The sequence below is a fragment of the Klebsiella oxytoca genome (assembly GCF_009707385.1).
Classification (GTDB): Bacteria; Pseudomonadota; Gammaproteobacteria; order Enterobacterales; family Enterobacteriaceae; genus Klebsiella; species Klebsiella oxytoca_C.
Window position 1 is genome coordinate 2,905,549 of record NZ_CP046115.1, and the last position, 26,787, is coordinate 2,932,335.

At 50.7% G+C, this 26,787-nt stretch carries 26 protein-coding genes and 1 pseudogene; 14 read left to right on the forward strand and 13 right to left on the reverse strand.

The window, feature by feature from the left end; all coding sequences use genetic code 11:
- Nucleotides 1-189: 189 nt before the first annotated feature.
- The 3 genes from GJ746_RS13490 to GJ746_RS13500 all read right to left on the reverse strand — a co-directional run bounded on the left by GJ746_RS13490 (nucleotide 190) and on the right by GJ746_RS13500 (nucleotide 3,492).
- Complete coding sequence (locus GJ746_RS13490; protein WP_154680667.1) at nucleotides 190-1,401, reverse strand: diguanylate phosphodiesterase; 1,212 nt, start codon at nucleotides 1,399-1,401, stop codon at nucleotides 190-192.
- A gap of 174 nt (nucleotides 1,402-1,575) precedes the next feature.
- The gene (locus GJ746_RS13495) at nucleotides 1,576-2,034 is read right to left on the reverse strand and encodes a GNAT family N-acetyltransferase (RefSeq protein WP_154680668.1); all 459 of its coding nucleotides are present in this window, start codon (nucleotides 2,032-2,034) and stop codon (nucleotides 1,576-1,578) included.
- A 387-nt stretch (nucleotides 2,035-2,421) separates the two neighbouring features.
- On the reverse strand, nucleotides 2,422-3,492 hold the full coding sequence (locus GJ746_RS13500) for a LacI family DNA-binding transcriptional regulator (RefSeq protein WP_154680669.1): 1,071 nt from the start codon (nucleotides 3,490-3,492) through the stop codon (nucleotides 2,422-2,424).
- Nucleotides 3,493-3,698: 206 nt separating this feature from the next.
- On the opposite strand from GJ746_RS13500, the gene GJ746_RS13505 reads away from it, so the two are divergent.
- Entirely contained in the window at nucleotides 3,699-6,806 is a 3,108-nt protein-coding gene (locus GJ746_RS13505; protein WP_154680670.1) for a beta-galactosidase, read from the forward strand.
- A gap of 172 nt (nucleotides 6,807-6,978) precedes the next feature.
- Nucleotides 6,979-8,229 carry an MFS transporter gene (locus GJ746_RS13510; RefSeq protein WP_154680671.1) on the forward strand — a complete coding sequence of 417 codons (1,251 nt, stop codon included), beginning with the start codon at nucleotides 6,979-6,981 and terminating at the stop codon, nucleotides 8,227-8,229.
- Between the two features lie 96 nt (nucleotides 8,230-8,325).
- Here the strand turns inward: GJ746_RS13510 and GJ746_RS13515 are convergent, their stop codons facing one another.
- From GJ746_RS13515 to GJ746_RS13525, 3 genes are all read right to left on the reverse strand, one after another.
- Complete coding sequence (locus GJ746_RS13515; protein ID WP_154680672.1) at nucleotides 8,326-9,414, reverse strand: AAA family ATPase; 1,089 nt, start codon at nucleotides 9,412-9,414, stop codon at nucleotides 8,326-8,328.
- Nucleotides 9,415-9,514: 100 nt separating this feature from the next.
- Nucleotides 9,515-9,775, reverse strand: a complete 261-nt coding sequence (locus GJ746_RS13520) for a hypothetical protein (RefSeq protein ID WP_195908864.1) — start codon at nucleotides 9,773-9,775, stop codon at nucleotides 9,515-9,517.
- A 28-nt stretch (nucleotides 9,776-9,803) separates the two neighbouring features.
- On the reverse strand, nucleotides 9,804-10,058 hold the full coding sequence (locus tag GJ746_RS13525) for a hypothetical protein (protein ID WP_154680674.1): 255 nt from the start codon (nucleotides 10,056-10,058) through the stop codon (nucleotides 9,804-9,806).
- 380 nt (nucleotides 10,059-10,438) lie between these two features.
- Between GJ746_RS13525 and GJ746_RS13530 the strand changes: the two genes are divergently transcribed.
- On the forward strand, nucleotides 10,439-10,711 hold the full coding sequence (locus GJ746_RS13530) for a DUF883 family protein (RefSeq protein ID WP_154680675.1): 273 nt from the start codon (nucleotides 10,439-10,441) through the stop codon (nucleotides 10,709-10,711).
- 60 nt (nucleotides 10,712-10,771) lie between these two features.
- On the opposite strand, the gene GJ746_RS13535 is transcribed toward GJ746_RS13530, so the two are convergent.
- On the reverse strand, nucleotides 10,772-11,083 hold the full coding sequence (locus tag GJ746_RS13535; RefSeq protein ID WP_154682726.1) for a hypothetical protein: 312 nt from the start codon (nucleotides 11,081-11,083) through the stop codon (nucleotides 10,772-10,774).
- 163 nt (nucleotides 11,084-11,246) lie between these two features.
- On the opposite strand from GJ746_RS13535, the gene GJ746_RS13540 reads away from it, so the two are divergent.
- Both GJ746_RS13540 and GJ746_RS13545 read left to right on the forward strand, forming a co-directional pair.
- Nucleotides 11,247-11,786: a DUF2058 domain-containing protein gene (locus tag GJ746_RS13540; protein ID WP_154680676.1), complete on the forward strand. Its 540-nt coding sequence runs from the start codon at nucleotides 11,247-11,249 to the stop codon at nucleotides 11,784-11,786.
- A 108-nt stretch (nucleotides 11,787-11,894) separates the two neighbouring features.
- The gene (locus GJ746_RS13545; RefSeq protein WP_154680677.1) at nucleotides 11,895-12,371 is read left to right on the forward strand and encodes a cold-shock protein; all 477 of its coding nucleotides are present in this window, start codon (nucleotides 11,895-11,897) and stop codon (nucleotides 12,369-12,371) included.
- A 168-nt stretch (nucleotides 12,372-12,539) separates the two neighbouring features.
- On the opposite strand, the gene GJ746_RS13550 is transcribed toward GJ746_RS13545, so the two are convergent.
- On the reverse strand, nucleotides 12,540-13,157 hold the full coding sequence (locus tag GJ746_RS13550) for a LysE family translocator (RefSeq protein WP_154680678.1): 618 nt from the start codon (nucleotides 13,155-13,157) through the stop codon (nucleotides 12,540-12,542).
- 66 nt (nucleotides 13,158-13,223) lie between these two features.
- Between GJ746_RS13550 and GJ746_RS13555 the strand changes: the two genes are divergently transcribed.
- From GJ746_RS13555 to leuE, 7 genes and pseudogenes are all read left to right on the forward strand, one after another.
- A complete protein-coding gene (locus GJ746_RS13555) occupies nucleotides 13,224-14,153 on the forward strand; it encodes a LysR family transcriptional regulator (RefSeq protein WP_154680679.1) in 930 nt (309 codons plus the stop codon).
- 130 nt (nucleotides 14,154-14,283) lie between these two features.
- Nucleotides 14,284-14,477: pseudogene (locus GJ746_RS25405) on the forward strand (integrase); the annotation flags it as partial.
- A gap of 188 nt (nucleotides 14,478-14,665) precedes the next feature.
- The gene (locus tag GJ746_RS13565) at nucleotides 14,666-15,031 is read left to right on the forward strand and encodes a VOC family protein (RefSeq protein WP_154680680.1); all 366 of its coding nucleotides are present in this window, start codon (nucleotides 14,666-14,668) and stop codon (nucleotides 15,029-15,031) included.
- Between the two features lie 445 nt (nucleotides 15,032-15,476).
- Complete coding sequence (locus GJ746_RS13570) at nucleotides 15,477-15,830, forward strand: nuclear transport factor 2 family protein (protein WP_077203057.1); 354 nt, start codon at nucleotides 15,477-15,479, stop codon at nucleotides 15,828-15,830.
- 416 nt (nucleotides 15,831-16,246) lie between these two features.
- Nucleotides 16,247-16,867 (forward strand): histidine phosphatase family protein, encoded by a 621-nt coding sequence (locus GJ746_RS13575; RefSeq protein ID WP_154680681.1) that lies wholly within the window; start codon nucleotides 16,247-16,249, stop codon nucleotides 16,865-16,867.
- A 202-nt stretch (nucleotides 16,868-17,069) separates the two neighbouring features.
- A complete protein-coding gene (locus GJ746_RS13580; protein ID WP_154680682.1) occupies nucleotides 17,070-17,723 on the forward strand; it encodes a LysE family translocator in 654 nt (217 codons plus the stop codon).
- Between the two features lie 181 nt (nucleotides 17,724-17,904).
- Entirely contained in the window at nucleotides 17,905-18,549 is a 645-nt protein-coding gene (leuE, locus tag GJ746_RS13585) for a leucine efflux protein LeuE (protein ID WP_154680683.1), read from the forward strand.
- 146 nt (nucleotides 18,550-18,695) lie between these two features.
- Here leuE and GJ746_RS13590 read toward each other — a convergent pair whose 3' ends face one another.
- From GJ746_RS13590 to dcp, 3 genes are all read right to left on the reverse strand, one after another.
- Nucleotides 18,696-19,220, reverse strand: coding sequence for a phosphoribosyltransferase (locus GJ746_RS13590; protein WP_154680684.1), 525 nt, complete (start codon nucleotides 19,218-19,220; stop codon nucleotides 18,696-18,698).
- A 15-nt stretch (nucleotides 19,221-19,235) separates the two neighbouring features.
- Nucleotides 19,236-19,823, reverse strand: coding sequence for a sugar O-acetyltransferase (locus tag GJ746_RS13595; RefSeq protein ID WP_154680685.1), 588 nt, complete (start codon nucleotides 19,821-19,823; stop codon nucleotides 19,236-19,238).
- An 851-nt stretch (nucleotides 19,824-20,674) separates the two neighbouring features.
- Nucleotides 20,675-22,720 carry a peptidyl-dipeptidase Dcp gene (gene dcp, locus GJ746_RS13600; RefSeq protein WP_154680686.1) on the reverse strand — a complete coding sequence of 682 codons (2,046 nt, stop codon included), beginning with the start codon at nucleotides 22,718-22,720 and terminating at the stop codon, nucleotides 20,675-20,677.
- A gap of 172 nt (nucleotides 22,721-22,892) precedes the next feature.
- Between dcp and ydfG the strand changes: the two genes are divergently transcribed.
- Both ydfG and GJ746_RS13610 read left to right on the forward strand, forming a co-directional pair.
- Nucleotides 22,893-23,642, forward strand: coding sequence for a bifunctional NADP-dependent 3-hydroxy acid dehydrogenase/3-hydroxypropionate dehydrogenase YdfG (gene ydfG, locus GJ746_RS13605; RefSeq protein WP_154680687.1), 750 nt, complete (start codon nucleotides 22,893-22,895; stop codon nucleotides 23,640-23,642).
- A gap of 89 nt (nucleotides 23,643-23,731) precedes the next feature.
- Nucleotides 23,732-24,418, forward strand: coding sequence for a GntR family transcriptional regulator (locus tag GJ746_RS13610; protein ID WP_154680688.1), 687 nt, complete (start codon nucleotides 23,732-23,734; stop codon nucleotides 24,416-24,418).
- A 50-nt stretch (nucleotides 24,419-24,468) separates the two neighbouring features.
- On the opposite strand, the gene GJ746_RS13615 is transcribed toward GJ746_RS13610, so the two are convergent.
- Nucleotides 24,469-24,900 carry a universal stress protein gene (locus GJ746_RS13615; protein WP_154680689.1) on the reverse strand — a complete coding sequence of 144 codons (432 nt, stop codon included), beginning with the start codon at nucleotides 24,898-24,900 and terminating at the stop codon, nucleotides 24,469-24,471.
- 278 nt (nucleotides 24,901-25,178) lie between these two features.
- Nucleotides 25,179-26,642 (reverse strand): mannitol dehydrogenase family protein, encoded by a 1,464-nt coding sequence (locus tag GJ746_RS13620; RefSeq protein ID WP_154680690.1) that lies wholly within the window; start codon nucleotides 26,640-26,642, stop codon nucleotides 25,179-25,181.
- Nucleotides 26,643-26,787 lie beyond the last annotated feature (145 nt).

The window sequence follows — 26,787 nt, forward strand, 5'->3', positions numbered from 1 at the left end:
ATCTTACGCAGAGCTGGATTTGCTGACGCAGTGGGAAGGCAATCAACCAGATTCGTAGCGTGTATCCGTGGAGGTGTCTCGTTGAAGAGAGGAAAGCGCTTATCGTCTGCGCAAGTGACCTGCCGCGAAAATTAACGGCAGGCAGGGAAACATCCGGTTATAGCAAAACTTTACGCCTGTAAGCGGTTATCAGGCACTTTCCCTCGGCCAGCGAATTTCACCTACACCATTCAGCTGAGGTAATGCAAACAAAAATCCCTGGAAACGCTTAATGCCTGCGGACTCCAGCCAACACCACTCTTCAAGACGTTCAATCCCCTCGGCAACCACCGCAATCTCAAGCTCCTGGCAGCAGCCGATGATAGAACGTACCACTGCCTGTTTAGGGCCACTCAGGTGGATATTGGTAATAATCTCGCGATCGATTTTTACTTTATCGGGCTGAATTTTTGTTAACAACGAAAGTCCAGCATACCCGGCGCCAAAATCATCAATCGCCAGCCCCATACCTGAGACGCGCAGCTTTTTTATCGCGCTGCGGAACTGACTAAAACCGGAGATCATTTCATCTTCGGTCACCTCAACGATAACCTGTTCAGGCTCCAGCCCCTGTTTTTTTATCTCCTGCAGTAGAAATTCAACGGCCTCAGGGATAACAACCAGGGACATTGGAAGAATATTAATAGATATTTTATGGTCACCGATATTAATGTCTTTCGCCAGGGCAAAAGCAACGGACTTAGACTTTAGATCCATTTCATAACGTTTATCTGGCGGAATGGAAGCAAAAAAGCTCGCCGGGCTTCCGCCATCTTTATCGCGAATAAGCGCCTCCAGCGAAGTTATTTTACCGGCCAGCGGCTCGATTATTGGCTGGAAAGCAAACTGGCAGCACCGCCCCTCTATGGCGGATATTTGTGGCTGATGAAATGGAGCATTTTGCGGGATAACAGACCATTTTTCAGGCTGGAAGCGGTGTGAAACCGGAATATGTCGCTTTTGCGTTATAAAAGTATGAATGAATTTATAGATGCGCTCTTCCGTAGAAAGATATCCTTTCAGCTGGCTAAGCTGGCGGACGGCTTTCAGCACAGTGTCACCTTCTAACTGATTAAGGTTAAAATACATCATTCCAACGTTTTCGAAACGCCTGCGCGGGGCATAATCACGCATCAGTTCTACGACCCCAAAATGACGAGGGTCGAGTTTTATCTTACTGAAAAGCTGCTCAAGAACGCTTTCATCACCTTCAAGTATCTGAAGAATAAAATTATCTTTTAAAAGCAGAATACCTGAAACTTCATGCACCATGTTATAGGCATTCGCTTTTTCAACCAGTAGCGGGAGATTAGCTTCATGAGTTAAATGTATCTGACTTCTGTAAATCAGGGTGGTCAGCATAAACCCGTCCAGATTGTTACCGGTAAAAAAGACACTATGTAACACATTTTCACGTTTAAACACAGCTTATTTATTATATTTATCTCCGCGCCTTATATTCCACAAACATATTCGTTAAATAAGCTAATCTGGCATAATGAATAAATCCCTTAATAAAAACCTGACAACGCATTTTTACTCATTGCGGTTCAGGCTTTCATTGCGAATATATCCCTGCTCACGCATACGTACCATCCCCTCCTGGCTGGTACACACCATCCCCGTTGCCAGCAGTTCAAAACCAAAGCGGCGATAGAAATCTATTTTATCTGCAACGGAATAGATAAAGGTTTTACCGAACGGCCGTAACTGCTCGCTGACCGCCTGCATCAGCTGCTGCCCGTAACCTTTGCCCTGACAATGCGGAGCCACCGCAACATCCGCCAGATAGCTGCACCAGGTCAGGTCGCTAATCGCGCGAGCAACGGCGACAAGCTGACCGTTTTCATAGCCAAACCAGCAAAAAGTACTATGACGAAATGCACGCTCAATCAGCACCACATCACGCTGATTGAGTCCTGCATCAGCAACGATCTCCGCAACCCTCTGCCAGCCCACGGAATCTATATACTCTTTATCTTTTAATACCATCATGACATGGCCTCCGACTCGTCAGCGTTAACTCAGAGCATAAGCGATGATGTAAAAAAGAGGTGTTATGATGTCGGCTGCCTCGCAGCATTTTATGCTGCTTCAAAAAGTATAACCTCGGGAAATTTTTTGACACGCAGCCAGGAAAACAGAGCATTCATGCTATCACCAGGCGATTAAACGCCCGGATAGCAGAATTAAATAAAATAACACTATTCCCGTTTGGTAAAACTAAGAGCAAAAAAAACCGCCATATGACTGGCGGTGAATTAATGCTTGCATGGATAGATTGTATTTTGCATTTTTACGTCGAGGGTATAACAACCCTATCTACGTCTGTACATTACGCTAGCACACGAAACATAAATGAAAGCTAAACGACCGCGTTGCTCATAGTTTTTCCACCAGCGCTTTGAGCTGCGCAATTAATTCGCCGTTATCATTATCTCGGGCCCCCGTACAGGGCCAGGTGGACTGGCGGATAATCAGGCGCGTGGGCAACAGCTCTCGAATTTTTATCTGTGGCGCCGCCATAAGCCGGATCAGCAGCTCAACCGCCCTTTTCCCCAACACATTAAAATCCTGGGCAACGGTGGTTAACGGCGGCTGGAAGTAGAGGCTGTCCGCCGTATCGTCATATCCGGTGACAGAGATAGCCTGGCTACCGCTGCGATTAAGCTGCGCCAGCGCGCTAAGCACGCCGAGCGCCATCTGGTCATTTGCCACCACGATCGCGCTAATACGCGGATGTTGATGCAAAAGTTCGAAAGTTTTGCTCCAGCCGCTGGCGGCGCTCCAGTCACCAAAGACCGTCACCGCATTACTCACCCCCAGCCGGTGCAGCGCCTCGCGCCAGCTGCTCAACCGCAGACGGGCAGAGACGGAGCTCTCCGGCCCGGCCAGTAATCCAAACTCGCGATGCCCTGCCTCCCAGAGGTGGCGTATACATGCCCCGCAGCCGTCGCGATGATCGAAACGCACGCAGCACACATCGGCCTCCGGAGAGACATCAAGAAACATACAGGCAATATCGGGGTTCTCCACCACCAGCCGCTCCGCGAGGCTGCTTTCCAGCGGTAAACTGATAATCGCCCCGCGAATATGCTGGGCGCGGAATTCATTTAACCTGGCCTGCAGCGATGAATAGTCGACCTGCGCCGGCATCGCAATCGACACCTCAAGCTGGTGCAAACCGGCGTAGCTTTTCACCGCCGCCGCGATTTGCGAAGGCGCGTGCAGAGTAAGCGAGGCGGTAATCAGCCCAATCGACGGCGCGGACTTACCCGCCAGCAGCTGAGCGGAGCGGTTTGGCACATAGCGCAGCGTTTGCATCGCACGGATGACTTTATCGCGGGTTCGTTCAGACACCACGTCCGGGTTATTCAGCACCCGGGAGACCGTTTGCTGAGACACTCCAGCTTCACGAGCCACATCTTCTAACGTTGCCAAACGGCGCGGCATAGCCCTCTCCTTCACTATCAATAACGTCAATGTCGTCCGCTAACATTTTATGTTTAAATCACGACAAAGATCAGCCGTTTTTACAGCTTTTCGTGATCGTAGATGGGTTTCATTTTCTTGAATATTGCGGCTTAAAAGAAAATACCTGATAACAAAATTATATTGTCTAACGAATGACATTTTCCACTTATCCGTCAGGTATGCGTATGCAACAACACGACTCTCTCTCTGCCGCAGAAGCGAATTTTCTGCAAGTTCTCGCCCGCGAAGACTGGCAAAACCAGACTATTACCCATCTCAACCGTTTACCGGCTCATCCGACGTTTGCCAGCTGGCGCGATACCGCCGCCGCTCGGGAAAACCAGCCTTCACCCTACCGTCGTCTTCTTGACGGCCAGTGGCGGTTTTCATACGCCCGCAGTCCGTTTGACGTTGATGCCCGCTGGCTGGAGGACGATCTGCCGGACAGCCGCAGTACGCCGGTACCATCAAACTGGCAAATGGAGGGTTACGACGCCCCTGTCTATACCAACGTTCGCTACCCTATCGACACCACGCCGCCGCGCGTCCCTGAGGAGAACCCAACCGGCTGCTACTCGCTGACCTTTAGCGTCGATGAGGAGTGGCAGGCCGACGGCGAGACGCAGATTATTTTTGATGGCGTTAACTCCGCGTTTCATCTGTGGTGCAACGGTAAATGGGTCGGCTACTCGCAGGACAGCCGCCTGCCCGCGGCCTTCGATCTCACCTCCTGTCTTCAGCCGGGCGATAACCGAATTTGCGTGATGGTGATGCGCTGGAGCGCGGGAACCTGGCTTGAAGATCAGGATATGTGGCGAATGAGCGGGATCTTCCGCTCGGTCTGGCTGTTGAATAAACCGACGCTGCACCTCTGCGACGTCCAGCTGACGCCGCAGCTGGATGCGCTCTACCGCGATGGTGAACTGCTGGTGAATTTAAGCGTCGCCGCCCCGGCGGAGCTGCTGGAGGAGCTGGCGGTAAAAGTTGAGCTGTGGGATGGGGAGACCCTGGTAGCCAGTCACCAGCAGGCGCCAGGTTCGCCGATTATTGACGAGCGCGGAAACTATGCCGAGCGCGCGATGATTCGTCTGCCGGTAGAAAAACCGGCGCTGTGGAGCGCCGAAACGCCAAACTGCTACCGGGCTGTAGTCTCCTTGTGGCGCGGCGATGAAACGATCGAAGCTGAAGCCTGGGATATTGGCTTTCGCCGCGTTGAAATTAAAAACGGCCTGCTGCTGCTGAACGGTAAACCGCTGCTGATCCGCGGCGTCAATCGCCATGAGCATCATCACCTGCGCGGCCAGGTGGTCACCGAAGAGGATATGGTGCAGGACATTCTGCTGATGAAGCAGAACAACTTTAACGCCGCGCGCTGCTCCCACTACCCTAACGCCCCGCGCTGGTACGAGCTATGCAACCGCTATGGTCTGTACGTTGTCGACGAAGCCAATATTGAAACCCACGGTATGGTGCCCATGAATCGTATTTCCGACGATCCGGCCTGGCTACCGGCTTTCAGCGCCCGCGTCAGCCGAATGCTGCAAAGCAACCGCAACCATCCGTCGATTATTATCTGGTCGCTGGGGAATGAATCCGGCGGCGGCGGCAACCATGAAGCCATGTATCACTGGCTCAAGCGCAACGATCCTTCGCGCCCGGTGCAGTATGAGGGCGGCGGCGGCGACAGCACCACCACCGATATTATCTGCCCGATGTACGCCCGCGTAGAGCGCGACCAGCTCATTCCGGCGGTACCGAAATGGGGGATCAAAAAGTGGATCAGTATGCCGGGCGAACAACGACCGCTGATCCTCTGCGAGTACGCCCATGCGATGGGCAACAGTCTCGGTAATTTTGCTGATTACTGGCAGGCATTTCGCGACTATCCTCGCCTGCAGGGCGGGTTTATCTGGGACTGGGCGGATCAGGCTATTACAAAAACCTTCGACGACGGCAGCGTTGGCTGGGCCTATGGCGGTGATTTCGGCGATAAGCCTAACGATCGCCAGTTCTGTATGAACGGTCTGGTCTTTCCCGACCGTCGCGCTCACCCTTCATTGATCGAGGCTAAACACGCTCAGCAGTATTTCCAGTTTGCCCTGCTTGCGCAATCACCGTTACGTATCAGCATCACCAGCGAATATCTGTTCCGCGCTACCGATAACGAAGAGCTGCGCTGGCAGGTTCAGGCCGCCGGTGAAACCTTTGCCGAAGGAAGCCTGAAGCTTGCGCTTCGCCCTGAAGGTCGGTGCGAATTAACGCTATGCGAAGCGCTGGTGCTGCCCGCCGGTGCTGAGGAGGTGTGGCTAACGCTGGAGGTTATTCAGCCGCTGGCCACCGCCTGGTCTGAGGCCGGACACCGCGTTGCCTGGCAGCAGTTTCCCCTCGCCGCTCCGCTGGCTCTGCGCAATCCCGCGCCCGCCGGCGCCGCACCGGTACTGGAAAGCAGCGACAGCGCCTGGACCGTCCGCAGCGGTTCACAGCAATGGATCATCGACCGTGAAAGCGGTCTTCTTACCCACTGGCAGGTGGACGGCGTGGAACAGCTGCTAACGCCGCTGCGCGATCAGTTTGTACGTGCGCCGCTGGATAACGATATTGGCGTCAGCGAAGTGGAGCGCATCGATCCTAACGCCTGGGTTGAACGCTGGAAAAGCGCCGGGCTCTACAACCTCGACGCCCGCTGCGTACAGTGCGACGCTCAGCGCCTCGCCCATGAGGTCGTTATCGATAGTCGCTGGCACTATCTGCGCGGCGACGAAGCGGTAATTGTCAGCCACTGGCGGATGACGTTTGATAGCGAAGGTAAGCTGAATCTGGCGATTAATGGCGAGCGCGCGGGTACCCTGCCGCCGCTGCCGCGCATCGGGCTGCATTTCCAGGTACCGGATCAGCATCAACCAATCTCATGGCTTGGTTTCGGCCCGCATGAAAACTATCCGGACCGCCGTACCAGCGCCTGTTTCTCCCGCTGGCAGCTGCCAATGGACGAGATGACCACCCCGTACATATTCCCGACGGAGAACGGCCTGCGCTGCGATAACAAAGCGCTGGACTGGGGGCGCTGGCACGTGGCGGGTGACTTCCACTTCTCAGTTCAACCCTATAGCACCACGCAGTTAACGGAGACCGACCACTGGCACTGGATGAAGCCGGAAAATGGCGTCTGGATCACCCTCGATGGCCGGCACATGGGCATCGGCGGCGATGACTCCTGGACACCCAGCGTCCTGCAGCAATGGCTGTTGCTTGAGACACAGTGGCAATATCGATTAACGATTTACTTCCAATAATAATTGGCGGCGTAAGCCCTTAAAAATAAACCAGTACACAATATCATTCCGGCCACCTGACGGCGGTAAGCGAATGACAAACTCATCGGCAACGAATTTGTCATTCGCAGGCTGGCCTCAGCCTGCACAGAGATGACCTGAATGGTGGCGTGTATAATAGGGAATATTCACAATGAAACTCTCTGAACTCTCACCACGAGAACGGCATAATTTTATTTATTTCATGCTGTTCTTTTTCTTCTACTATTTCATTATGTCAGCCTACTTCCCCTTCTTCCCGGTCTGGCTGGCGGAAGTTAATCATTTAACCAAAACCGAGACGGGGATCGTTTTCTCCTCGATTTCGCTATTCGCGATAATCTTCCAGCCCGTTTTTGGTCTGATTTCCGATAAGCTTGGGCTGCGCAAACACCTGCTGTGGACCATTACAATCCTGTTAATCCTGTTTGCCCCCTTCTTTATTTTCGTTTTTTCGCCGCTGCTACAGATGAATATTATCGCCGGCGCGCTGGTCGGTGGGATCTATCTGGGGATCGTTTTTTCCAGCGGCTCCGGGGCGGTGGAAGCCTATATTGAGCGCGTCAGTCGCGCCAACCGTTTTGAATACGGTAAAGTTCGCGTCTCCGGATGTATCGGCTGGGCGCTGTGCGCCTCCATTACCGGTATTTTATTTAGCATCAACCCTAATATCACCTTCTGGATCGCCTCCGGTTTTGCCCTGATCCTCGGAGTACTGCTGTGGGTATCAAAGCCGGAAAGCAGTAATAGCGCAGAAGTGATTGATGCCCTCGGCGCCAACCGTCAGGCTTTCTCGATGCGCACCGCCGCCGAGCTTTTGCGAATGCCGCGCTTCTGGGGCTTTATTATCTATGTCGTTGGCGTCGCCAGCGTCTATGATGTTTTTGACCAGCAGTTCGCCAACTTCTTTAAAGGCTTCTTTTCCAGCCCGCAGCGCGGAACCGAAGTCTTTGGCTTCGTCACTACCGGAGGGGAATTACTCAATGCGCTAATCATGTTCTGCGCGCCGGCAATAGTTAACCGAATTGGCGCTAAGAATGCCCTGTTAATCGCCGGGATGATTATGTCAGTGCGTATTTTAGGTTCATCTTTCGCTGGCTCGGCGCTGGAAGTCATCATATTAAAAATGCTGCATATGTTTGAGATCCCGTTCCTGCTGGTCGGCACCTTCAAATATATCTCCTCAGCGTTTAACCCGAAGCTTTCGGCTACTCTGTTCCTGATTGGTTTTAATTTATCAAAACAGCTATCGGGCGTTGTGCTCTCAGCGTGGGTTGGACGGATGTATGATACCGTCGGCTTTCATCAGGCCTATCTGATCCTGGGCAGTATTACCCTGAGCTTTACCCTGCTCTCGCTGTTCACTTTGAAAGGCAGCAAAACGCTGCTCCCGGCGGCGGCATAAAGCCATGCCGCCGGCAACAATCCGGCGGCTTAGCTCGGCTTCTCATCAGATTATTTTGACGATGAGAAAGACTCCGGCCAGCGTAAGCGACGGCTTTTAGCTGATAATCCGCGTTTCCCCATCGCTATTTTCCAGCCCATAAATTCGTGCTTCTGCCATCGACGAAATAAGCTCAGCCAGCTCGGCCGAATGACTGGTTAACCAGATTTGGCTATAGCGTGACGCTTCAACAATAAGCCGGGCAAGCGCGGGAAACATCTGGCGATGCAGGCTGTTTTCCGGCTCGTTAATAGCCAGAAAAGCCGGAGGGCGTGGGCTCAGCAACGCTACCGCCAGGCACAGGAAGCGTAGCGTACCGTCGGACATTTCCGCAGCCAGCAAAGGCCGCCAGACGCCGTTGCGGCGCATTTTCATCGAAAAGCGCGAGTTTTCGTTTTCACAGTAAAATGTACAGGCCGGAAACGCCTCCGCGAGGATTTCATGCAGCAGTTCTTCGGCACCAATCTCGACGATAGTCTGAAAAGCGGCGGCAAGGTTGTGCCCATCGCTGTCCAGCACCGGTGAACGGTAGCCTACCGTGGGATACCGCAGGGGCGAGTGCCTGCCAATGTTAAATTCGTGATAAAAGCGCCAGTGCCGCATGGTTTCCCTGACCCTGGAGACTTCCGGAAAGCGATGCGGTTCGCCGAGTTGACCAAAAATCGATTCGTTCTCATAGATGGTATCGGTAAAGGTGCTTCTTTCGCCATTGACGTCAACCAGGAACGCTGTCTGATTTTTTCGCTCCAGTACTCTCGATGAAGGACGACGGGAAAATCCCGCCAGCCAGATAGACTCTTCTTTCACTAGCGGATCCAGCTGGAACTGAGTGGGATAAGGCAGTTTTTCCGGAAAGCCGACCTGCAGCTGGTAGTCAAACTCATCGGTCAGGCAGGCAATCTGCAGGCGACGCGGAAAGCGATCGGTCGGCGCGCTCGCTCCGGACCACATGATATTTTCCAGGCCGCCCTCATCGCTGATATAGCCCGAGAACTTGCCATCGGCGCAGGCGGTTAGCAGATGGATGGCTTTATAGATATTAGACTTACCGCAGCCGTTGGGGCCGAAGACAATATTCAGCGCCCCGAGCTCCAGCTCAAGATCTCTGACCGATCTGAAGTTCTTTATCCGGATATGGTTGATCATAGATTCCCGCAACTGACAAAACGTTTTGCCCTACTGTATCGGAGGCGGGAAGAAAACGAAAATTAACTGACCGGGCGACAGAGAGCCGCCCGGACGCAGATTAACTGAAGAATTTTTTCATGCCACGGGTCAGCGCGACCCTTTTAAGTTTATCCGTGTCCTCATGGCTGTCGTTGAAGACGCCGAAAAAATAGCGCTCATCGTCAATCGTCCGGGACACAATTCTGTAGTGCAGTGGCTGACCGGATTTCGCGCCATATTGTGCTGGGGTAACAGAAACTTCCGTGGCGTTATCGGCAACGCTGACCATCAGGCCGTCGCCCTTTCCCCCTACCAGCATCACCTTAATGAATGGGTGCACCATGTCCCTCCCGGGTTGAGGTCAATGATTAATTTTCGCTGGCCACAGGCAGACAGTCAGCGATTACGTCACCATGGCTGCTCTTGCCATTAGCCGAAACCGGCTGAGCTCCCTCTTTGCCAACAACGGGCGGTAACGGCACGCCGTCTTTATCCACCGCCGGCGGGGCTTTCTGACAGGTTGCCGCTTTCGTTACTTCCGTGCCCCAGGCGGGCATTTGCAGACTCAGGAGCGCCACAGGGGCAAGCAGTAACGTTTTCTTCAGTACATTCTTATAGTTCATACCGGCCTTGAGTAAAAAATTTATTTCTTATGCTGAGCTAAGCGCTGATTATTAGTAGCAAAAGCTGACAAATGATGAAGGAAAAAAGAGCAATTGTGAATATCAATAGCTCTTATTTATACATCGCCGCGCCGTACGCTACAGCACCGGCAGGATCTTATATCCTGCCCCTGTCTTAATCAATTGAAATAACAGGAATATCCACTATCCCGACCTGTTTTTTACGCAAGATGCTTACCGTTCTTAAGGCAGAAACAACCGTCTGGTTTATATCCGAGGCGATGTGGAAAAATCCTGGAGTGGCGTTCACTACAGGGTGAGAATTTGTACTTCGCCTGTCAGCCACTAGACTTAAATGAGTCAAACGAAAGGAGACTCCCATGTCATCACAAGATTATGAAAACGACGCGCAGAACCTGGCGGATAAAATCGGTAATAAAGTCAATGAATTTGCCGGGGAAGCCCAGCAGCAGTTTGGTGACGCGGTAGATTCGCCAAAACACCAGCTCAAAGGCGCAGCCCGTAAATACGCCGCTCAGGCTTCAGATGCGGTGTCAGAGGTCTCAGAGCGCGTCAGAGAAAATCCGCTGACCGGGTTACTGGCAGCCGGTGCCATCGGGTTGGTTATTGGCCTGCTGGCAGGACGAAAATAATGATAAGGCCCTTCGGGCCTTAATTTTTTGCCTGGTCTGGAAACGTTCAGTCCATCTCACTCAGATACCCACTACCGCCGCAACTTCAAACTGAAAAACGTACGGGTCTGACAGCAGCTGGAATTGCTCATCATCCGCATAGGTCACTGCGACATGGTAGTCTTCACCGGCGAAAGCGATGACGGCCTCCAGATCGTGCCAGTACGTTGCCAGAAAGAAGTGTTCCCATTGCCCCTGCGTTTCTCGCCTGACAAACGCTCCCGCGTTTCCGGCAATGCTCTGCGAATGTTTAACCCCGGTATTCTGCAGATGAACCGCAAATGCCTCACCAAACTCTACGGGCACACAACCATGCCATGTTCTGACTATCATCATCAACCCCAATAAAAAATCACTAATAATGCATTTATAGCAAATTAAACCCAACAGAAGTGATTTTTTATGCAAGAAAGATCAACGTGGCCATACCGCCTGGTACATCACCGACATTTATAGGTATAATCGCATCCATTATTCAGCGGATTCAGACAGCAAAATGACAAAACTCACCTTACAAGAGCAGATGCTAAAAGCCGGGCTAGTGACCAGCAAAAAAATGGCTAAAGTTCAGAGAACGGCGAAAAAGTCACGCATTCAGGCTCGTGAAGCCAGAGAAGCGGTAGAAGAGAATAAAAAGGCGCAGCTGGAACGGGACAAGCAGCTAAGCGAACAGCAAAAACAAGCGGCTTTATCAAAAGAGTACAAAGCGCAGGTCAAGCAGCTTATTGAGATGAATAAAATCGATATTTCAAAAGGCAATATTGATTTTAACTTCACGGATAATAATTTCATTAAAAAAATCGCCGTGGATAAGCTGACTCAGGCTCAGCTAATTAGCGGTCGTCTCGCGATTGCGCGTCTGGCTGGCGATAATGACGGCGAGAGTAAATATGCGATTATCCCGGCGAGCGTCGCCGATAAAATCGCCCAACGGGATGCCAGCAGCATCGTCTTAAACAGCGCCCTGAGCGCCGAAGAGCAGGATGAAGACGATCCGTATGCTGATTTTAAAGTGCCCGATGATTTGATGTGGTAAGCCTTCCCCGCAGACCTGATATCCAGACGTAGTCTGCGCGGAGAACGGGCTTTATACTGCGCGCGGCAAAAATTGAGTAGATAAACGATTAACCAGGCGGTAACGGCGATGAACGGAACGATCACAACATGGTTTAAGGATAAAGGTTTTGGCTTTATCAAAGATGAAAATGGCGATAATCGCTATTTTCATGTGATTAAGGTTGCCAACCCTGAACTGATTAAAAAAGATGCGGCAGTCACTTTCGAACCTACCACCAATAACAAGGGCCTGTCGGCTTATGCGGTAAAGGTCCTGCCTGAGAGCAAATATATTTATATCGCCGGCGAACGAATTAAGCTCACGTCGATCAAATCTTTCCTGGTATACAGCGAGGAAGAACCTGCTGATGCCCGCATCGATAAAGAGAATGCGGTACTTTCCGTGGGCCTGTTAATGGGCAATATCAGACCAAAATCTACGGCTAAGCCCGGTGAAATGCGCTCGGTGAAAAAGTTGGCTATCACCACTTTCCAGGGCACCACGCTAATTTTCTCCGAAGATGAGATAGACATCGACGCCACGGTGAAACTGCTTAAGGTTTGAAACGGTGGTCGCAAGATATTGAAAATAAATAGCCGGGCTCTGCGCCCGGTTTTTTATTCGATAACCTCTTCTGTTCACTCAGCCCAGGGTTTTCAGTCTCGGCCCCGTTCACTTGAGTTATGCGCGTGATCGGTAGTCTTATTAAACCAGACTCAACGGCAGCGAATATCAACGCGCCCGACCAGATGCGGCGAGTAACGCACCAAAGATAATCAACATGCTGCCGCAAGTTCTGTCTATCCAGTGCCTCATCGAAAGGAATCGCGCTCGTATAACTCCTGAGGAGAAAAAAACTGCGATCAGAGTAAACCAGACTATATGAGCCAGCGAGATAATGAGTCCATAACAGATCTGTATTATCAGGCTCGTTTCGGGCTTTATCACCTGCATAAACAAGCTGACAATGAAAATTAACGTTTTAGGATTGAGCACATTTGTCAGAAACCCCGCTCGCAGAGCAGCTAAATCTGACAGAGGTGATACACCGTTGTAAGAAATCGCTTCCCCGCCCCTGGTGCGTAACATCTTAATACCCAGATAAATCAAATACACCGCCCCGATAAACTTTATGCCATTGAATAGCCAAAGCGACTGCTGGAGCAACAATCCCAGACCGAGCAATGTATAGGAAACATGAACAATAACACCTAATCCAATACCGCAGGCAGTAAGCAGCCCGGCACGACGCGACAGCACCAGGCTGTTGCGCGAGACCAGCGCAAAATCGGGCCCGGGACTGATAACTGCAAGTAGAGTAATGGTGATCACAGCTAACAATTCAGTCATAATAACATCCTGTATTATTCAATAATTCCCCTTGATTTTAAATTCAGTATGGGAAGGTTAATAACGATGTTTTCTGACAAAATTAGTGAATTAAAGTCACAGTTAATTTCTTCACGATTACCCTCGTTACTTGCGCTACGCAGCTTTGAAGCGGCAGCTCGCTTAGAGAACTTTAGCCGCGCAGCCGATGAGTTACATATCACCCATGGCGCCGTCAGCCGGGCTGTGCGGCAGCTGGAAAACGAGCTGGACGTTATTTTGTTTGAGAGACGCAACCGGCGCGTCTTTCTTACTGACGCCGGACAGACTCTTGCCAGAGCGGTTGGTGAGGGGCTGCATATAATGCAGAAAGCCGTTAATGACCTGCGCGTCAGCGCACGTCAGCGCCAGCGGCTGATTCTCTCTTGCGAACCCACCCTACTCATGCGCTGGCTGATACCACGCTGGCCTGGTTTCCAGACGCAATATTCTGGCCCGGAAATACATCTGGCCGCTGGAGGCGGGGAATTCTCATTTGCGAGTGGCGTTGATCTGGCTATCCGTCGTGACGATTTTGACTGGCCAGATAACTACTATGCCGAACCCTTATTTAGAGAAAAGGTCGGGCCGGTGTGCCGCCCCGACAAAATTTCCCAGTGGTTTATCAGCACAGAATCCGGTTTGCAACTTTCTCAAAAGGCAGAATGTTTGCACACGCGTACACGTCCCGGCGCCTGGACGGAATGGGCCAATGCCGCAGGGGTGAAAACTATCAATAGCAGCGGGCAAATTTTCGACCATTTTTACTTCAGTCTACAGGCTGCTGTTGCCGGCCTTGGCGTGGCTATCGGCTCCTGGTATCAGGTTTGTGATGATCTCAATAGCGGTGTACTTGCGGCTCCGCTGGGCTTTAAAGAGGACGGCTCATGCTATTACTTGTTATCACCACAACCCTTCTTACCCAACAGCCCACAAGCCGGACTGCTGGACTGGCTTCTTGGATTGACTAAGGCTTAAACACAGCGGGTAATTATAAATTCTAGAGAGTGCTGTGTGCACATCGCCCCCCTGTTTCCCGCCAGGCAGGTAACACAAGTGCAGAATCGGGGGGTCAGAACGGATACAAGAACTCACCTGAGCAAAACAGATATCTCATATTTGGGAGATCCGAATCAAGCTTGAACCGGAAGGTAAGACGCGCGATTTGGCTCTCTTCAAGATGGCCCGGAACAATAAGCTACGAGGCTGCGCCTGGTAAAACATAAAGTATCTGATGTTGCATATGGCCGCTCTGTTTCAAGCAGAGCAACGAGGTTGCAGCAGAAAACCGGCAGCCCTGTTCTGGTAGCTAAATTGAGATATCCGTCATCTGGACTCATCATCGAGGGAATCTGGTGACAACTCATACGGCGGTTTTTTCCCTTTGGACGCGGTTAACCGACTCAATATCATTCAGGACGTTGTCGACACGCAAGCATCCGGACATCAACTATACTCTTTATTTGTTCATATCTTTAAAGGAATAAATAATGTTCGATCATGTGAAATTCGGCGTAAGTGATTACGAAAAAAGTAAAACTTTCTTCCTTAACGCGCTTCAGCCGCTTGGCGTGAAACTCATCGATGAAGGCACACCAACCTACGGTCTGGAAATGAGTTCCGACGATGTTTCACTTTGCCTGTTCCAAACGACTGACAAACCGGCTCCTCTGCATCTGGCATTTGTCGCGAAAACCCGGCAGCAAGTTGATGAATTTTACAATGCTGCTTTGCGTGCGGGTGCCCGGGATAACGGAGCACCTGGCTTACGTTCCTACAGTAAAAACTACTATGCCGCATTTGTCATTGCGCCTGATGGCCATAATATTGAGGCGGTCTGCCATGCACCGAACTGATTAAGAGGTCAGTCTGGACATCGAAAGCTATTGTACGACAAGGTTATTTTTGACCTTTCTACTTTCGCTGGCCTCAGCAGATGAAACTGACCGGAAAACGGTCTCCGGTTACTCTTCCAGATATATTCGCCTTTTATGTCATTCGCAAGAATGGTGGTGGTGAGCTGGTGGCTTTCGGGACGGGTGATGTCATACGATGTTTATTTGCAGTCCTTAAGAATTAGCGCCTGTTACAACTTTTGTGACTAGCAGCCTGACTCATCATCTATGGAAGTAAAGTCCGCACTGTGCCAGAAGCTGACGTTTGCATCATTTTGTGGGGAGCAGGTCAGAGTTATTATTGCACTTTAAAAGTTTTCCTATGCTTTAAATAAATTTTGAGCTTGATAAGATTTTGATGTTATGCTGTGGAAAGGAAATATTTACAGGTCTGGAGGTAATTTATATGAAGCCAAAAGAAATACTTTGCCAATGGGTTGACGCATTTAATAATGCAGATGTAGAAACTATTTCAGAATTATATGATGATAATGCAATAAACCATCAGGTAGCCAATGAGCCAGTTATTGGGAAAGAGGCTATAAAGAAAATGTTTGAACAAGATTTTTCTATTCCAGAAATGGTTTGTATCGTTGAAAACATTTTCGAAGATGGACAATGGGCAATTTTAGAGTGGCGTGCCCCATTAGGTTTGAGGGGTTGCGGTTTTTTTCAAATAGTAAATAATAAAATTATTTTTCAAAGAGGCTATTGGGATAAGCTATCTTTCTTAAAACAACACAATTTACCTATTGAATAAAATTCATATATATTTTATATGAATAGTTTGCAACTTTTTAAAGTGTGTATTAGGGGAAGCATAATAACTTCCCTTAAAATTTTTATAAGAACGAGTATCAGCTTTTTACGTCGAGTCAATGGCTGGAAGTACTTGACAGTTACTATAAGTGCGGGCGATTACCTATCCCCATACTGATGTTGAATAAATAGTCTGAAGGTCCATTTTTCGCTCACCGCGGACCTTCAGTTCATTTAAGTCGTTCGTTTCGTGCCCGAAACGAATGTTAACTATGTTCAATGCATCACTTCTGAGACTGAACATAACAATGTTCAGCTACACTTGTTTCGGTTTTTTGTCCAGAGTAGAAAGCATCCCATCGTTAAGGGATATATTTTGTCTGTAGTATTTAAATCAATAACATATATGGCCCTTTAATGATGCAAGTGATACTTGTTAGACACGCGGAAACAGAGTGGAATGTAAGAGGTATTATTCAGGGACATAGTGATAGCGCGTGGACCCCTCGAGGAGAGCGCCAAACATCAGCCTTGCTTGCAGCGTTTGCAGAGAGTGATTTGCGGGTAGAATGTGTTTACGCTTCCCCACTTGGCCGCGCCTGGCAAATGGGACAGAGTCTGGCTGAGAGCTTTTGTTGCTCACTAATAGCTGTACCTGCCCTGAAAGAGCAGGCATTTGGTCAGTTTGAAGGCATGACAACAGCACAGCTCCTGCAGCACTCTCCGGACGCTGCAAAGGCGTTATTCAAATCAGATGCAGAGTATTGTCCCCCTGGAGGAGAGTCTCTCTCTCATGCTTCTCAGCGAATGATGCATTTTTTATACAATCTGGAAAAAAAACGACATCATCAAACAATATGTCTTGTATCTCACGGGCACGTCACTCAGGGCGTTCTTTCGATTCTAAAAAGTGGAGCTGTCGATGATTTCCCCAGGTATGCACAACCTAACGCGAGTTACTCCGTTTTCGACCTGATTAATGGAAGGTGCTCCACTCTCAGATGGGGGATCGCTACACATTTACGCCACCTGGATTAGTCGTTAATTTTCAATTATTCAAGGCCCATTCTGCCTGAGCCATCATGATTTAAGCACGACGCCCGCTCATTACTCATGGCGGACCTTTTGCTCAATTAGCTTGCAAGCTCTATGCCAGGAACGGACGTTGCAGTACATTCCGCTTTCGGCTCGAATCGGACTGAGGTAACGTAACGGAAATATTTTTCCGGACTCTACCTGAATGCCTTCCATCGAAACGTTTATGACTTTCCTTCTGGCGCTGACGCTTCTGGAGATTTCTCCGGGGCCAGACATGATGCTGACTATCGCCCGAGGAGTCGGCCAGGGAAGACGTATTGCGCTGCTTACGGTACTGGGTAATGTATTTGTAGCTGGTTTTGTGCAAGTTTCTTTTCTTGTCCTGGGGCTGGTAACCGTTGTTCATGCCTGGCCAGTAGCGCTGGATCTGCTAAGGTGGGCTGGTGCGGCTTATCTGATGTGGTTGGGCATAAAAATGATTGCGACTTCAGGCACTGATACGCGACTGCGAAAAACGGCAAAAATTTCTGACTGGAATGCCGTTAAGGAAGGCGCTCTGAACAGCCTGACTAACCCAAAATCCCTGCTGTTCATGTTTGCTTTTCTTCCTCAGTTTGTCGATCCTGCCGCTGGTCCTGTCTGGCTGCAATTACTTGTCCTGGGCTGTATCCAAAAGCTGGCTGGAATTGTTTCCCTGGGGTCAGTCGCGATGGCATCAGGGACATTTGGAAACTGGCTAGGTAAACACCCAGGCGTTATCAAATGGCAGGAACGATTTACAGGCGTTGTCATGATTGGCCTGGGTATCCGCATGTTGTTTAGCGGGTCCGGCATAGTATCGAAATCTGCCCGTTAAGTTATACAGAACCGGTAAACCCGGTGTCCGCTTCTCGCTCAGACTGGATCTTAAACTCAGTGGGTTCGTCCGCTCTGTGCCAGAAGCGGACATAGGCTGAATAGAGGCGACCGTGATGTGTTTTCATTAACGCTGGTTACGTTAGAATAGCCACGTTGAAAACGAGAGAACTGGAGTAAAAATGTTTGCTGATTTTGGTATCGTGAATTTCTGGACGTATCTGATTGGTGCGACACTGATAGTCCTTGCTCCTGGCCCTGAAACCAAGTTCGTGATTAAAACAAGCATTACGAGCGGCATCAAACGAGGCTTTGCTGCAATATTTTCCATTCTCTTGAGTGACGTACTTCTGGTCCTGCTGGCATGGTGTGGGCTGGCTGCGGTCATAAGCTCAACCCCTGCCTTGTTTAACGCCATCAAATACGCAGGTGCTGCCTATCTTTTCTATCTCGGTGTCCAGACGATACGCGCTATCTTTAAACCAACAGTTGAAACGAGTGAGGAAAAGAAATCTTCAGCTGACGCCAGGGGGATCATCGGGCGCGGAATGCTGGTTACTCTACTCAATCCAAAGACGCTGCTATTCTATATCTCTTTCTTCGCCCAGTTCATCAATGTTCAGGCTGAACACTCCTGGATGGCGTTCATCATTCTTGCTGCAGTAATGTTCGCAATTACTCTCGTTTATTTCGGCTTCCTCGTTTTCTGCGGCTCTTATTTGCTCAGCCGTCTGAAAGGCAACCGTAGGTTATCAACCATTGGAAACGCGCTGGTAGGTATGTTCTTCATTGGATTTGCAGCACGACTCGCAAACGCAACTTCCTGACTGGACAGCTAAACCGCCGTGAGGCGTTTTTTTTACGTTCTTCGCTGAACGGGGCGGCCATTCCTCGCTCTCAGCGCCCCTTTAGCTCAGTTAGCTCGCCTGCTCTTGCCAGAAGCGGAGAACGCTCGTTTTTAACCTGAAGCCGGTCAGCTGCCTTTGATCAACTGAGACACACAGGGTAAATTGCGGAACTTGTTCTGCCAGGGCATGCCGTACCCTATCAGCAGATCGTCATTCTCCATTTCATAAGCGTAATAACAGTGTGCCGGAATGGATACGCGTCCGGGCTTAACGAAAAGGACGGAAACCGAGACTGACCGTGGGTTATATTTTTCGATAAGATGTTCCACCAGTCGTTTCATTGTCCCCCCAGACTCAATGGCATCATCGATAATAATCACATGTCGTCCCTCAATGCCAATGTTATTATGGAAGACAATCTCTGACGCGTTATTGCGTTCACCAGGTGTGTGCGGACAAGAAATATAATCCATTTCAACATCAAAGTTCAGCTTTCTGGTTAAGTCTGCGGTGAAAAATATACCGCCCGGTACGACGGTAATAATCACCGCATTGCTGAAGTCAGAATTTAGCCTGTCGGCAACAAGATTGACACCTTCCGCGATTGTGGATTCGTCGAGAATAATTTTTCCAGCATGTGAATGGTTCATTTTAGTTACTTCCCTTTACTTAATCTGTTTTAACACTCTGGCAGGCACCCCACCGGCTACAACCCTGTCCGGAATATCACGGGTCACGACGCTCCCGGCAGCAATAACAACATCACTGCCGATCTTTACCCCCGGCAGTATGACCGATTTACCTCCTATCCAGACGCGGTCACCGATGGTGACCGGTCGGACATATTCGATCCCGGTACTCCGCTGACCGGGATCAACGGGATGGCTGACGGTATATATATTCACCTGCGGACCCAACTGAACATCATTCCCGATGATAACGTCAGTGAGATCAAGGATAACGCAGTCAAAGTTACAGTAAAAATTCTTACCCGCCCGGATGTTATACCCTCTGCTGCAATGGAAAGGCGTGGTGACAGATACACCTTCCCCACATTCAGGCAACAACGCTTTCATCAGTTGCAGTCGGGAATCAGTATCAGCAGGATCGGTGTGGTTAAAACGATGAAGGAGCGATTTTGTCCGCAGAGAATCCGCTTTTATAGCTGGCTCGGAAGGGAAAAAATACTCCCCGTCTTTTAGATGCACTCGTTCAAGGCCAGTGTCAGTGCGGGGGGATAATTTTTCGATCATTAATTCTGTTTCCTCTGAATTCAACGTGTATTGTTCTTTTTACCGGTCCCGTCATGCTGAATGTTGCACTGTTAGCATGCTTCTGCTGTGAATTTCTGCCTCGACGAGCAGTGCTTTGTGAACAAGCGCTTCATACCAGTAGGCCAGAACATATCCTGCGAAGTGACCAGCTTCCTAATCATGAAACTACGGCCAGCTCATATTGTACTTCTCATAAGGTACCATTATCGAGCAATGATTAAACCTGTAAACTGCAAAATCGAGCATGATCGAGCTTGAAAAAGAATCTGGTTCCCCTTGATACAGAGGGCGCGGGTCTGAAATTGGTATTGAGGAAGCACGTTAATGAAACGAGAGGTTCTGTTTTCAGGGAGGGCGCCTCACCTGTTGCTCACTACATAGCGCCAACTGCCGCTCTTCGCTCATAGCGGATCAGGAATTCCGGATGGCGGCCGGGTGCCAGCAGCTCAAGCTGCATCTACTAGCCGTTTTTAGTGATGAGCTCACTGAAATGACCGGAAATGCACTGTTCTATCTCATCACCACCACTCCACCGGTGTGGAATAATTTCTTGCACGATGAGTTCATTACTGAGTCATCCTATGACAGATGCCTCATCCATTTCAGCTATCATGATTGGCTCTTTATTGACGACCCAGAGAGCGCAAAGTTTCCCTTAGTAACCTGTCCGCCAGTTGGCACTGCGGGCTAAAACTCTGGCTTCTACAAGAAGAACGAAGATCCAGGTTTGGTTATCGGGACAAATACACAGCTGACGCAGACTTTTGGGGAAGAAAAACCGGACAAAAAACCGGGCTCTGCGCCCGGTCCTCTCGTCCGTTACAATCGCTCTACTCGCTCAGCCCACGGTTTTCCAGCATCGGCTCAATCTTCGGATCGTGTCCGCGCCACTGGCGATAAAGTTCTGCTAAATCAGTGCTATTGCCGCGAGATAAAATCGCCTCACGGAAGCGCTGGCCGTTTTTACGGGTTAAACCGCCCTGTTCGACGAACCACTGGTAGCCGTCGTCCGCCAGCATCTGCGTCCACAGATAGGCGTAATATCCTGCGGCATAGCCGCCGCCGAAAATATGCGAGAAATAGCTGCTACGATAGCGCGGCGGCACCGCGGCAAGATCCATCCTCTCAGCACGCAGGGCCGCAGCTTCAAAAGCATCAACGTCCTGCGGCAGTTTATCCACCTTGACGCTATGCCAGTGCATATCGAGGAGCGCCGCCGCGAGCAGCTCGCTCATGTCGTAGCCTTTATTAAACTTCGATGCGCGGAACATACTATCGCGCAGCGCTTCCGGCATGGCCTCGCCGGTGACATGATGCCGCGCATAGTGGGCAAACACCTGCGGCTCGCTGGCCCAGTGCTCATAAATCTGCGAAGGAAACTCAACAAAATCGCGTGGCGTATTGGTTCCCGACAGGCTGGCGTACTTCTGGCTGGCAAACAGACCGTGCAGGGTATGGCCAAACTCGTGAAATAAAGTGATAACTTCATCCCAGGAAAGCAACGCGCTGTGCCCGGCTTTCGGTTTCTGATAGTTACACACGTTGTAGATAACCGGATGCTGCGCACGCAGGGTGGATTGCTCGACAAATACCCCCATCCATGCTCCGCCGCTTTTGCTATCGCGCGAAAAATAGTCGCCATAAAACAGCGCAATACCCTCTCCGTTGGCGTCGATAATTTCCCACACCCGTACGTCAGGATGATAAACCGGAATATCAAATCGCTCGACAAAACGAATACCAAACAGCTGCGTTGCGGTCCAGAACACGCCATCGCGCAGAACTCGATCGAGGGCAAAATAGGGTTTTAACTGTGCTTCATCAATGGCAAATTTCGCCCTGCGCACCTGTTCAGCATAATAGAGCCAGTCCCACGCCTGCGCACGGAAATCCCCGCCTTCACTATCAATAACCTGCTGAATGTCGGCCAGCTCCTGCTCGGCGCGAGTCCGCGCCGCCGGGGCGATGCGCCGCATAAACGCAAACGCCTCCGCCGGGGCCCCCGCCATCTGATCGGCCATCGACCAGCTGGCAAAGTCATCGGCGCCCAACAGCTGCGCTTTGCGTGCGCGAATTTCCGCTAACCGCAGCACCAGCTCGCGGGTGTCGTTAGCATCGCCTTTCTGATTTCGCGTCCAGCCGGCAGCAAACAGATTTTCTCGCGTCTGCCGATCCTGCAACGCAAGCAGCGCGGACTGCTGGGTGGTATTGAGTAAAGAGAGCAGCCAGCGATCGCTTAATCCCTTCTCCTGCGCGGCTTCTGCCGCCGCGCTTATCTCATCGTCGCTGAGACCAGCGAGCTGGTGCGCATAATCCACCACCAGACCGCCCGATTTTACCGCTGCCAGCAGGCGCTGCTGAAACTGGCTTTGTAGCGATGCCGCTTCGGTGTTCAGCGTGCGAAGCGCCGTTTTTTGCTCGCCGTCGAGCACCGCGCCAGCGAGGGTAAACCGTTGCCAGGTTACCTCCAGCAAACGCTGTGACTCGTCGTCCAGAGCCAGCGATTCACGCTGCTCCCACACCTGTTTCACCCGCTGAAACAAGGCATCATTGAGCCAGATATCATTAGCCAGTTCAGCCAGCTCGGCGGAGAATTGCTCATCAAGCACCTGAATGGTTGGGTTGGTATCCGCCCCTGCCATTGCGAAAAAGATATTGGTTACCCGTGCCAGCAGCTGACCGCTCTGTTCCAGAGCCACCAGCGTATTGGCAAAATCCGCCGGCTGCGGATTATTCACAATTGCGGCAATCTCTTCACGCTGACGCCGTACGCCTTCATCAAAGGCGGGACGGTAATGATTCACGTCGATGAGATCGAAAGGCGGCGCCTGATAGGGCAACAGGCTAACGCTTAAAAGAGGATTGTTTACCGACATCTTCATCTCCTGAACACGATTATCCTGTAAGATTAGGCAACTCATTGATTGATAGCAATGAATACTCTGTTTACCGCCGCGACCGACAATATTTGTCTGACGATTTCCATTACCCGTCGTCGGAATCGCGTGCTATGTTATGAAGACACAAAAAGCGTTGAGGAACAGTAAGATGATTATCCTGGTTACCGGAGCAACAGCAGGTTTTGGTGAAAGTATTACTCGCCGTTTTGTCGCTAACGGTCACAAAGTGATTGCCACCGGGCGTCGCGAAGAACGCCTGAAAACGTTGAAAGATGAACTGGGTGAAAACCTTTATACCGCACAGCTGGACGTGCGCAATCGCGCGGCCATTGAAGAGATGATTGCCGGACTGCCCGCCGAATGGCAAGCAATTGATATTCTGGTCAATAATGCCGGGCTTGCGCTGGGTCTTGAACCCGCGCACAAGGCCAGCGTTGAAGACTGGGAAGATATGATTGATACCAATAATAAAGGGCTGGTGTATATGACTCGCGCCGTCCTGCCGGGTATGGTTGAACGTAATCGCGGCCACATCATTAATATTGGTTCAGTTGCCGGCGCCTGGCCTTATGCCGGCGGCAACGTCTACGGGGCAACCAAAGCCTTTGTACGCCAGTTCAGCCTTAACCTGCGCTCCGACCTTCATGGTACAGCCCTCCGCGTGACCGATATTGAACCGGGTCTGGTTGGCGGAACCGAATTCTCTAACGTGCGCTTTAAAGGCGACGACGCTAAAGCGGGTAAAACCTACGAGAATACTCAGGCCCTGACGCCGGAAGACGTCACCGAAGCGGTCTGGTGGGTCGCGACTCTGCCAGAACACGTCAATATCAACACGCTGGAAATGATGCCGGTCAGCCAAAGTTTTGCCGGGCTGAACGTTCATCGCCAGGGCTAAGCTCAGTGACCCGGCCAGCTGGCCGGGTCTGGGCTGGAAGGTAAAAAACACGTAAAATGGCGCAAATACCTCATAAAAAGTAATCATCAATGGCCGCAGAACCGCAACTGAATCCGACACAGCCCGTAAATCAGCAAATCTATCGTATCCTTCGTCGGGATATCGTCCATTGTCTGATTCCGCCTGGTACCCCCCTTTCAGAGAAAGAAGTTTCCGTGCGCTTTGACGTTTCTCGTCAGCCGGTTCGCGAAGCTTTTATTAAACTGGCCGAGAACGGTTTGATCCAAATCCGGCCGCAGCGCGGCAGCTACGTGAATAAGATTTCGCTTTCTCAGGTACGTAACGGTTGTTTTGTCCGCCAGGCCATTGAATGCGCCGTAGTGCGACGCGCAGCCGGGATGGTGAATGATGAACAGCTCTACCTGCTTGAGCAAAACCTGAATCAGCAGCGAACGGCGGTCGAGCGCCAGCAGTTAACTGATTTTTTCCAGCTGGATGATGAATTTCACCAGAAGCTTTCGCAAATTGCCGACTGTCAGCTGGCCTGGGACACCGTCGAAAACATAAAAGCGACCATTGACCGGGTGCGCTATATGAGTCTCGATCATGTGACTCCCCCCGATATGATGCTGCGCCAGCATTATGATATTTTCCAGCCTCTGGTCGCCCGTAACCCGGATGCCGTGGAAAAAGCGATGAGCTTACATCTGCAAGAAATAAGTGAATCCGTGCTGCTCGTGCGCCAGGAAAACAGCGACTGGTTCAGCGAAGAGTAAATAAGTCGCGGCAGAATGGATTCTCTGCCGCGATATATTTTCTATGAGGATTATCTGACAACCAGAACCGGTATTTTGGCATGACGTAAAACCGACTCAGCGTTAGAACCAAGAAGATGAGTAGTAATACCCGGTTTACGGGAGCCAATAACAATAACGTCAAAATTCTCATTACCGCTTACGGCCAGAATTTCATCACGCACGTTGCCGAAAACAACCCTGGCGTGAATACGTTCGGCGGGAATTGAGAACAGACGCGATATCGTCTTCATTTTTTTCTCTGACTCCTCCCGCATATAGGCCTCAAACTTGCGTATATCCTCCGCAAAACCGCGTAACACCGAGCTGCTGCTGTTTGGCAGAACGTTAAGCAAAGTTATCTCCCCTTCATCCGCCGATGCCAGAAACTCAGCATGGCGAACCGCTTTGTCACTTAAATCCATGTCAAAAACGTCTACGGGTAGCAAAATTTTTTTGTACATAGTCCGTTCTCCTTTTTTTGAAGAAACTTAATAAGTTAACTCATCATGCCATATTTACTTCAGCAGGAGAATGAATAATCACGCAGATAAATATTTAATCTATTAAAATAAATACCACTAATTTATATTTAACTGTTGTAAGATAAAGTTATGTATATTCAACGATCTGGATCAAAATTTCATACATGTCAGAAATATTTTTAAAGCGGAAATATCGTTTGGGAATCAAGTGAGATAATCATGCCGCCAGGTATCGGCGGCACGCGTTAACGATGCAATTAGTTCGCCCGAGCCCAGGCGGCAACGGTGGCTTTTGCACCGTGCTCTTGCAGTGACAAATAAGCGCCAACTACCGCATCGACAAAGCACTTTTCCTGCGGCAGATTCAAGCCGAAAATAGCTTCAATACCCAGCAGCGCCCTCACTCGTTCTTCGCCGTCTTTACTGCTCTGTACGGTTTGCGTAATCACCGGCAGCAGAGGATCTGAAATTTCAATTGCCTGCCCCCGATCGTCCGTCCCGCTGACATAGCGCATCCAACCGGCAACCCCCATAGCCAGCAGAGGAAAGCTGCTGTTATGCGCCAGGTGCCAGCGGATAGAATCCAGCATTCTCTGGGGCAGCTTCTGGCTACCGTCCATAGCGATTTGCCAGGTCCGGTGCTTCAGCGCCGGATTACTGTAGCGCTCGATCAGAAGCCCGGCATAGCGACCAAAATCAACGCCCTGCACGCTCAGCGTCGGCGCCTGTTCCTCCAGCATCAGCGCGTGTGCGGCGCGGCGATAGTTCTCGTCCTGCATACAGTCATTGATATGCTGGTATCCAGCCAGATAGCCCAGATAAGCCAGGAAAGAGTGGCTGCCGTTCAGCATACGCAGCTTCATCTCTTCAAACGGCAGCACGTCGGCAACCAGCTCTGCCCCCGCCTTTTCCCATTCCGGGCGGCCAGCGACAAAGTTATCTTCAATAACCCACTGACGGAACGGCTCGCAGGCAACGCCCGCCGGATCGCGAACGCCGGTGAGCTGTTCTATCTTGTCCAGCGTATCGGTAGTCACCGCCGGTACGATACGATCAACCATGGTGGACGGGAAAGTCACATTACCCGCAATCCACTCGGCTAAATCAGCATCAACTTCACGTGCGTAGGCGCAAACGACATTACGCATAACGTGACCGTTTTCCGGCATATTGTCGCAGGACATTACGCTGAATGCCGGCAGCCCTGCTGCCTTGCGCCGCGCAAGCGCTTCTACCACTACGCCCGGAGCAGATTTTGGCTGATGGGGATTTTGTAAATCGGCAACAATTAACGGATGATCCAGCTGCAGCTCACCGCTGGCCGGAGAGTGGCAGTAGCCCTTCTCGGTAATGGTCAAGGAAACAATCGCCACCTGAGGCTCGCACATTTTTGCCAGCACGCTTTCCAGACCATCCACCTGGGCATGCATCGCCTGCTTAACCACTCCGACGACGCGGGCGGTCCAGGCATCTGCCGACATTTCGGCAACGGTGTAAAGTAAATCCTGCTGCTGTAAATCGGCGATTTGCTGTTCACCGCCAATCAGGTTCACCTCGGTATAACCCCAGTCGCTGCCGTGTTCTGTCGCCAGAATATCGGCATATACTGCCTGATGGGCGCGATGAAATGCGCCAAAGCCCAGATGGACGATACGTGGCACAAGACGGTGACGATCGTAAGATGGTCGCGTGGCGTTAGCGGTTAAAAGCATGTTTTCCATGTTAGCTCTCATATTTTTGATTTCTGTATCCCCACGGTGCGTGAGAATGCGCGGCGATGTAAACCATCTCATGCAATTAGTATGACATCTTTGACTTTCATCAACTACCATACAAGAACACTGAACGGTTATATTTTCGCCGCTT

What these genes read in the sequence shown, in the direction of transcription:
- GJ746_RS13495 (WP_154680668.1), bottom strand. Translation starts at nt 2,034, where the DNA reads ATGATGGTATTAAAAGATAAAGAGTATATAGATTCCGTGGGCTGGCAG.
- GJ746_RS13610 (WP_154680688.1), top strand. Translation starts at nt 23,732, where the DNA reads ATGGCCGCAGAACCGCAACTGAATCCGACACAGCCCGTAAATCAGCAA.
- GJ746_RS13510 (WP_154680671.1), top strand. Translation starts at nt 6,979, where the DNA reads ATGAAACTCTCTGAACTCTCACCACGAGAACGGCATAATTTTATTTAT.
- GJ746_RS13565 (WP_154680680.1), top strand. Translation starts at nt 14,666, where the DNA reads ATGTTCGATCATGTGAAATTCGGCGTAAGTGATTACGAAAAAAGTAAA.
- GJ746_RS13540 (WP_154680676.1), top strand. Translation starts at nt 11,247, where the DNA reads ATGACAAAACTCACCTTACAAGAGCAGATGCTAAAAGCCGGGCTAGTG.
- GJ746_RS13550 (WP_154680678.1), bottom strand. Translation starts at nt 13,157, where the DNA reads ATGACTGAATTGTTAGCTGTGATCACCATTACTCTACTTGCAGTTATC.
- ydfG (WP_154680687.1), top strand. Translation starts at nt 22,893, where the DNA reads ATGATTATCCTGGTTACCGGAGCAACAGCAGGTTTTGGTGAAAGTATT.
- GJ746_RS13530 (WP_154680675.1), top strand. Translation starts at nt 10,439, where the DNA reads ATGTCATCACAAGATTATGAAAACGACGCGCAGAACCTGGCGGATAAA.
- GJ746_RS13620 (WP_154680690.1), bottom strand. Translation starts at nt 26,642, where the DNA reads ATGGAAAACATGCTTTTAACCGCTAACGCCACGCGACCATCTTACGAT.
- GJ746_RS13545 (WP_154680677.1), top strand. Translation starts at nt 11,895, where the DNA reads ATGAACGGAACGATCACAACATGGTTTAAGGATAAAGGTTTTGGCTTT.
- GJ746_RS13490 (WP_154680667.1), bottom strand. Translation starts at nt 1,401, where the DNA reads ATGCTGACCACCCTGATTTACAGAAGTCAGATACATTTAACTCATGAA.
- dcp (WP_154680686.1), bottom strand. Translation starts at nt 22,720, where the DNA reads ATGTCGGTAAACAATCCTCTTTTAAGCGTTAGCCTGTTGCCCTATCAG.
- GJ746_RS13515 (WP_154680672.1), bottom strand. Translation starts at nt 9,414, where the DNA reads ATGATCAACCATATCCGGATAAAGAACTTCAGATCGGTCAGAGATCTT.
- leuE (WP_154680683.1), top strand. Translation starts at nt 17,905, where the DNA reads ATGTTTGCTGATTTTGGTATCGTGAATTTCTGGACGTATCTGATTGGT.
- GJ746_RS13615 (WP_154680689.1), bottom strand. Translation starts at nt 24,900, where the DNA reads ATGTACAAAAAAATTTTGCTACCCGTAGACGTTTTTGACATGGATTTA.
- GJ746_RS13590 (WP_154680684.1), bottom strand. Translation starts at nt 19,220, where the DNA reads ATGAACCATTCACATGCTGGAAAAATTATTCTCGACGAATCCACAATC.
- GJ746_RS13575 (WP_154680681.1), top strand. Translation starts at nt 16,247, where the DNA reads ATGATGCAAGTGATACTTGTTAGACACGCGGAAACAGAGTGGAATGTA.
- GJ746_RS13555 (WP_154680679.1), top strand. Translation starts at nt 13,224, where the DNA reads ATGTTTTCTGACAAAATTAGTGAATTAAAGTCACAGTTAATTTCTTCA.
- GJ746_RS13500 (WP_154680669.1), bottom strand. Translation starts at nt 3,492, where the DNA reads ATGCCGCGCCGTTTGGCAACGTTAGAAGATGTGGCTCGTGAAGCTGGA.
- GJ746_RS13580 (WP_154680682.1), top strand. Translation starts at nt 17,070, where the DNA reads ATGCCTTCCATCGAAACGTTTATGACTTTCCTTCTGGCGCTGACGCTT.
- GJ746_RS13595 (WP_154680685.1), bottom strand. Translation starts at nt 19,823, where the DNA reads ATGATCGAAAAATTATCCCCCCGCACTGACACTGGCCTTGAACGAGTG.
- GJ746_RS13570 (WP_077203057.1), top strand. Translation starts at nt 15,477, where the DNA reads ATGAAGCCAAAAGAAATACTTTGCCAATGGGTTGACGCATTTAATAAT.
- GJ746_RS13535 (WP_154682726.1), bottom strand. Translation starts at nt 11,083, where the DNA reads ATGATAGTCAGAACATGGCATGGTTGTGTGCCCGTAGAGTTTGGTGAG.
- GJ746_RS13525 (WP_154680674.1), bottom strand. Translation starts at nt 10,058, where the DNA reads ATGAACTATAAGAATGTACTGAAGAAAACGTTACTGCTTGCCCCTGTG.
- GJ746_RS13505 (WP_154680670.1), top strand. Translation starts at nt 3,699, where the DNA reads ATGCAACAACACGACTCTCTCTCTGCCGCAGAAGCGAATTTTCTGCAA.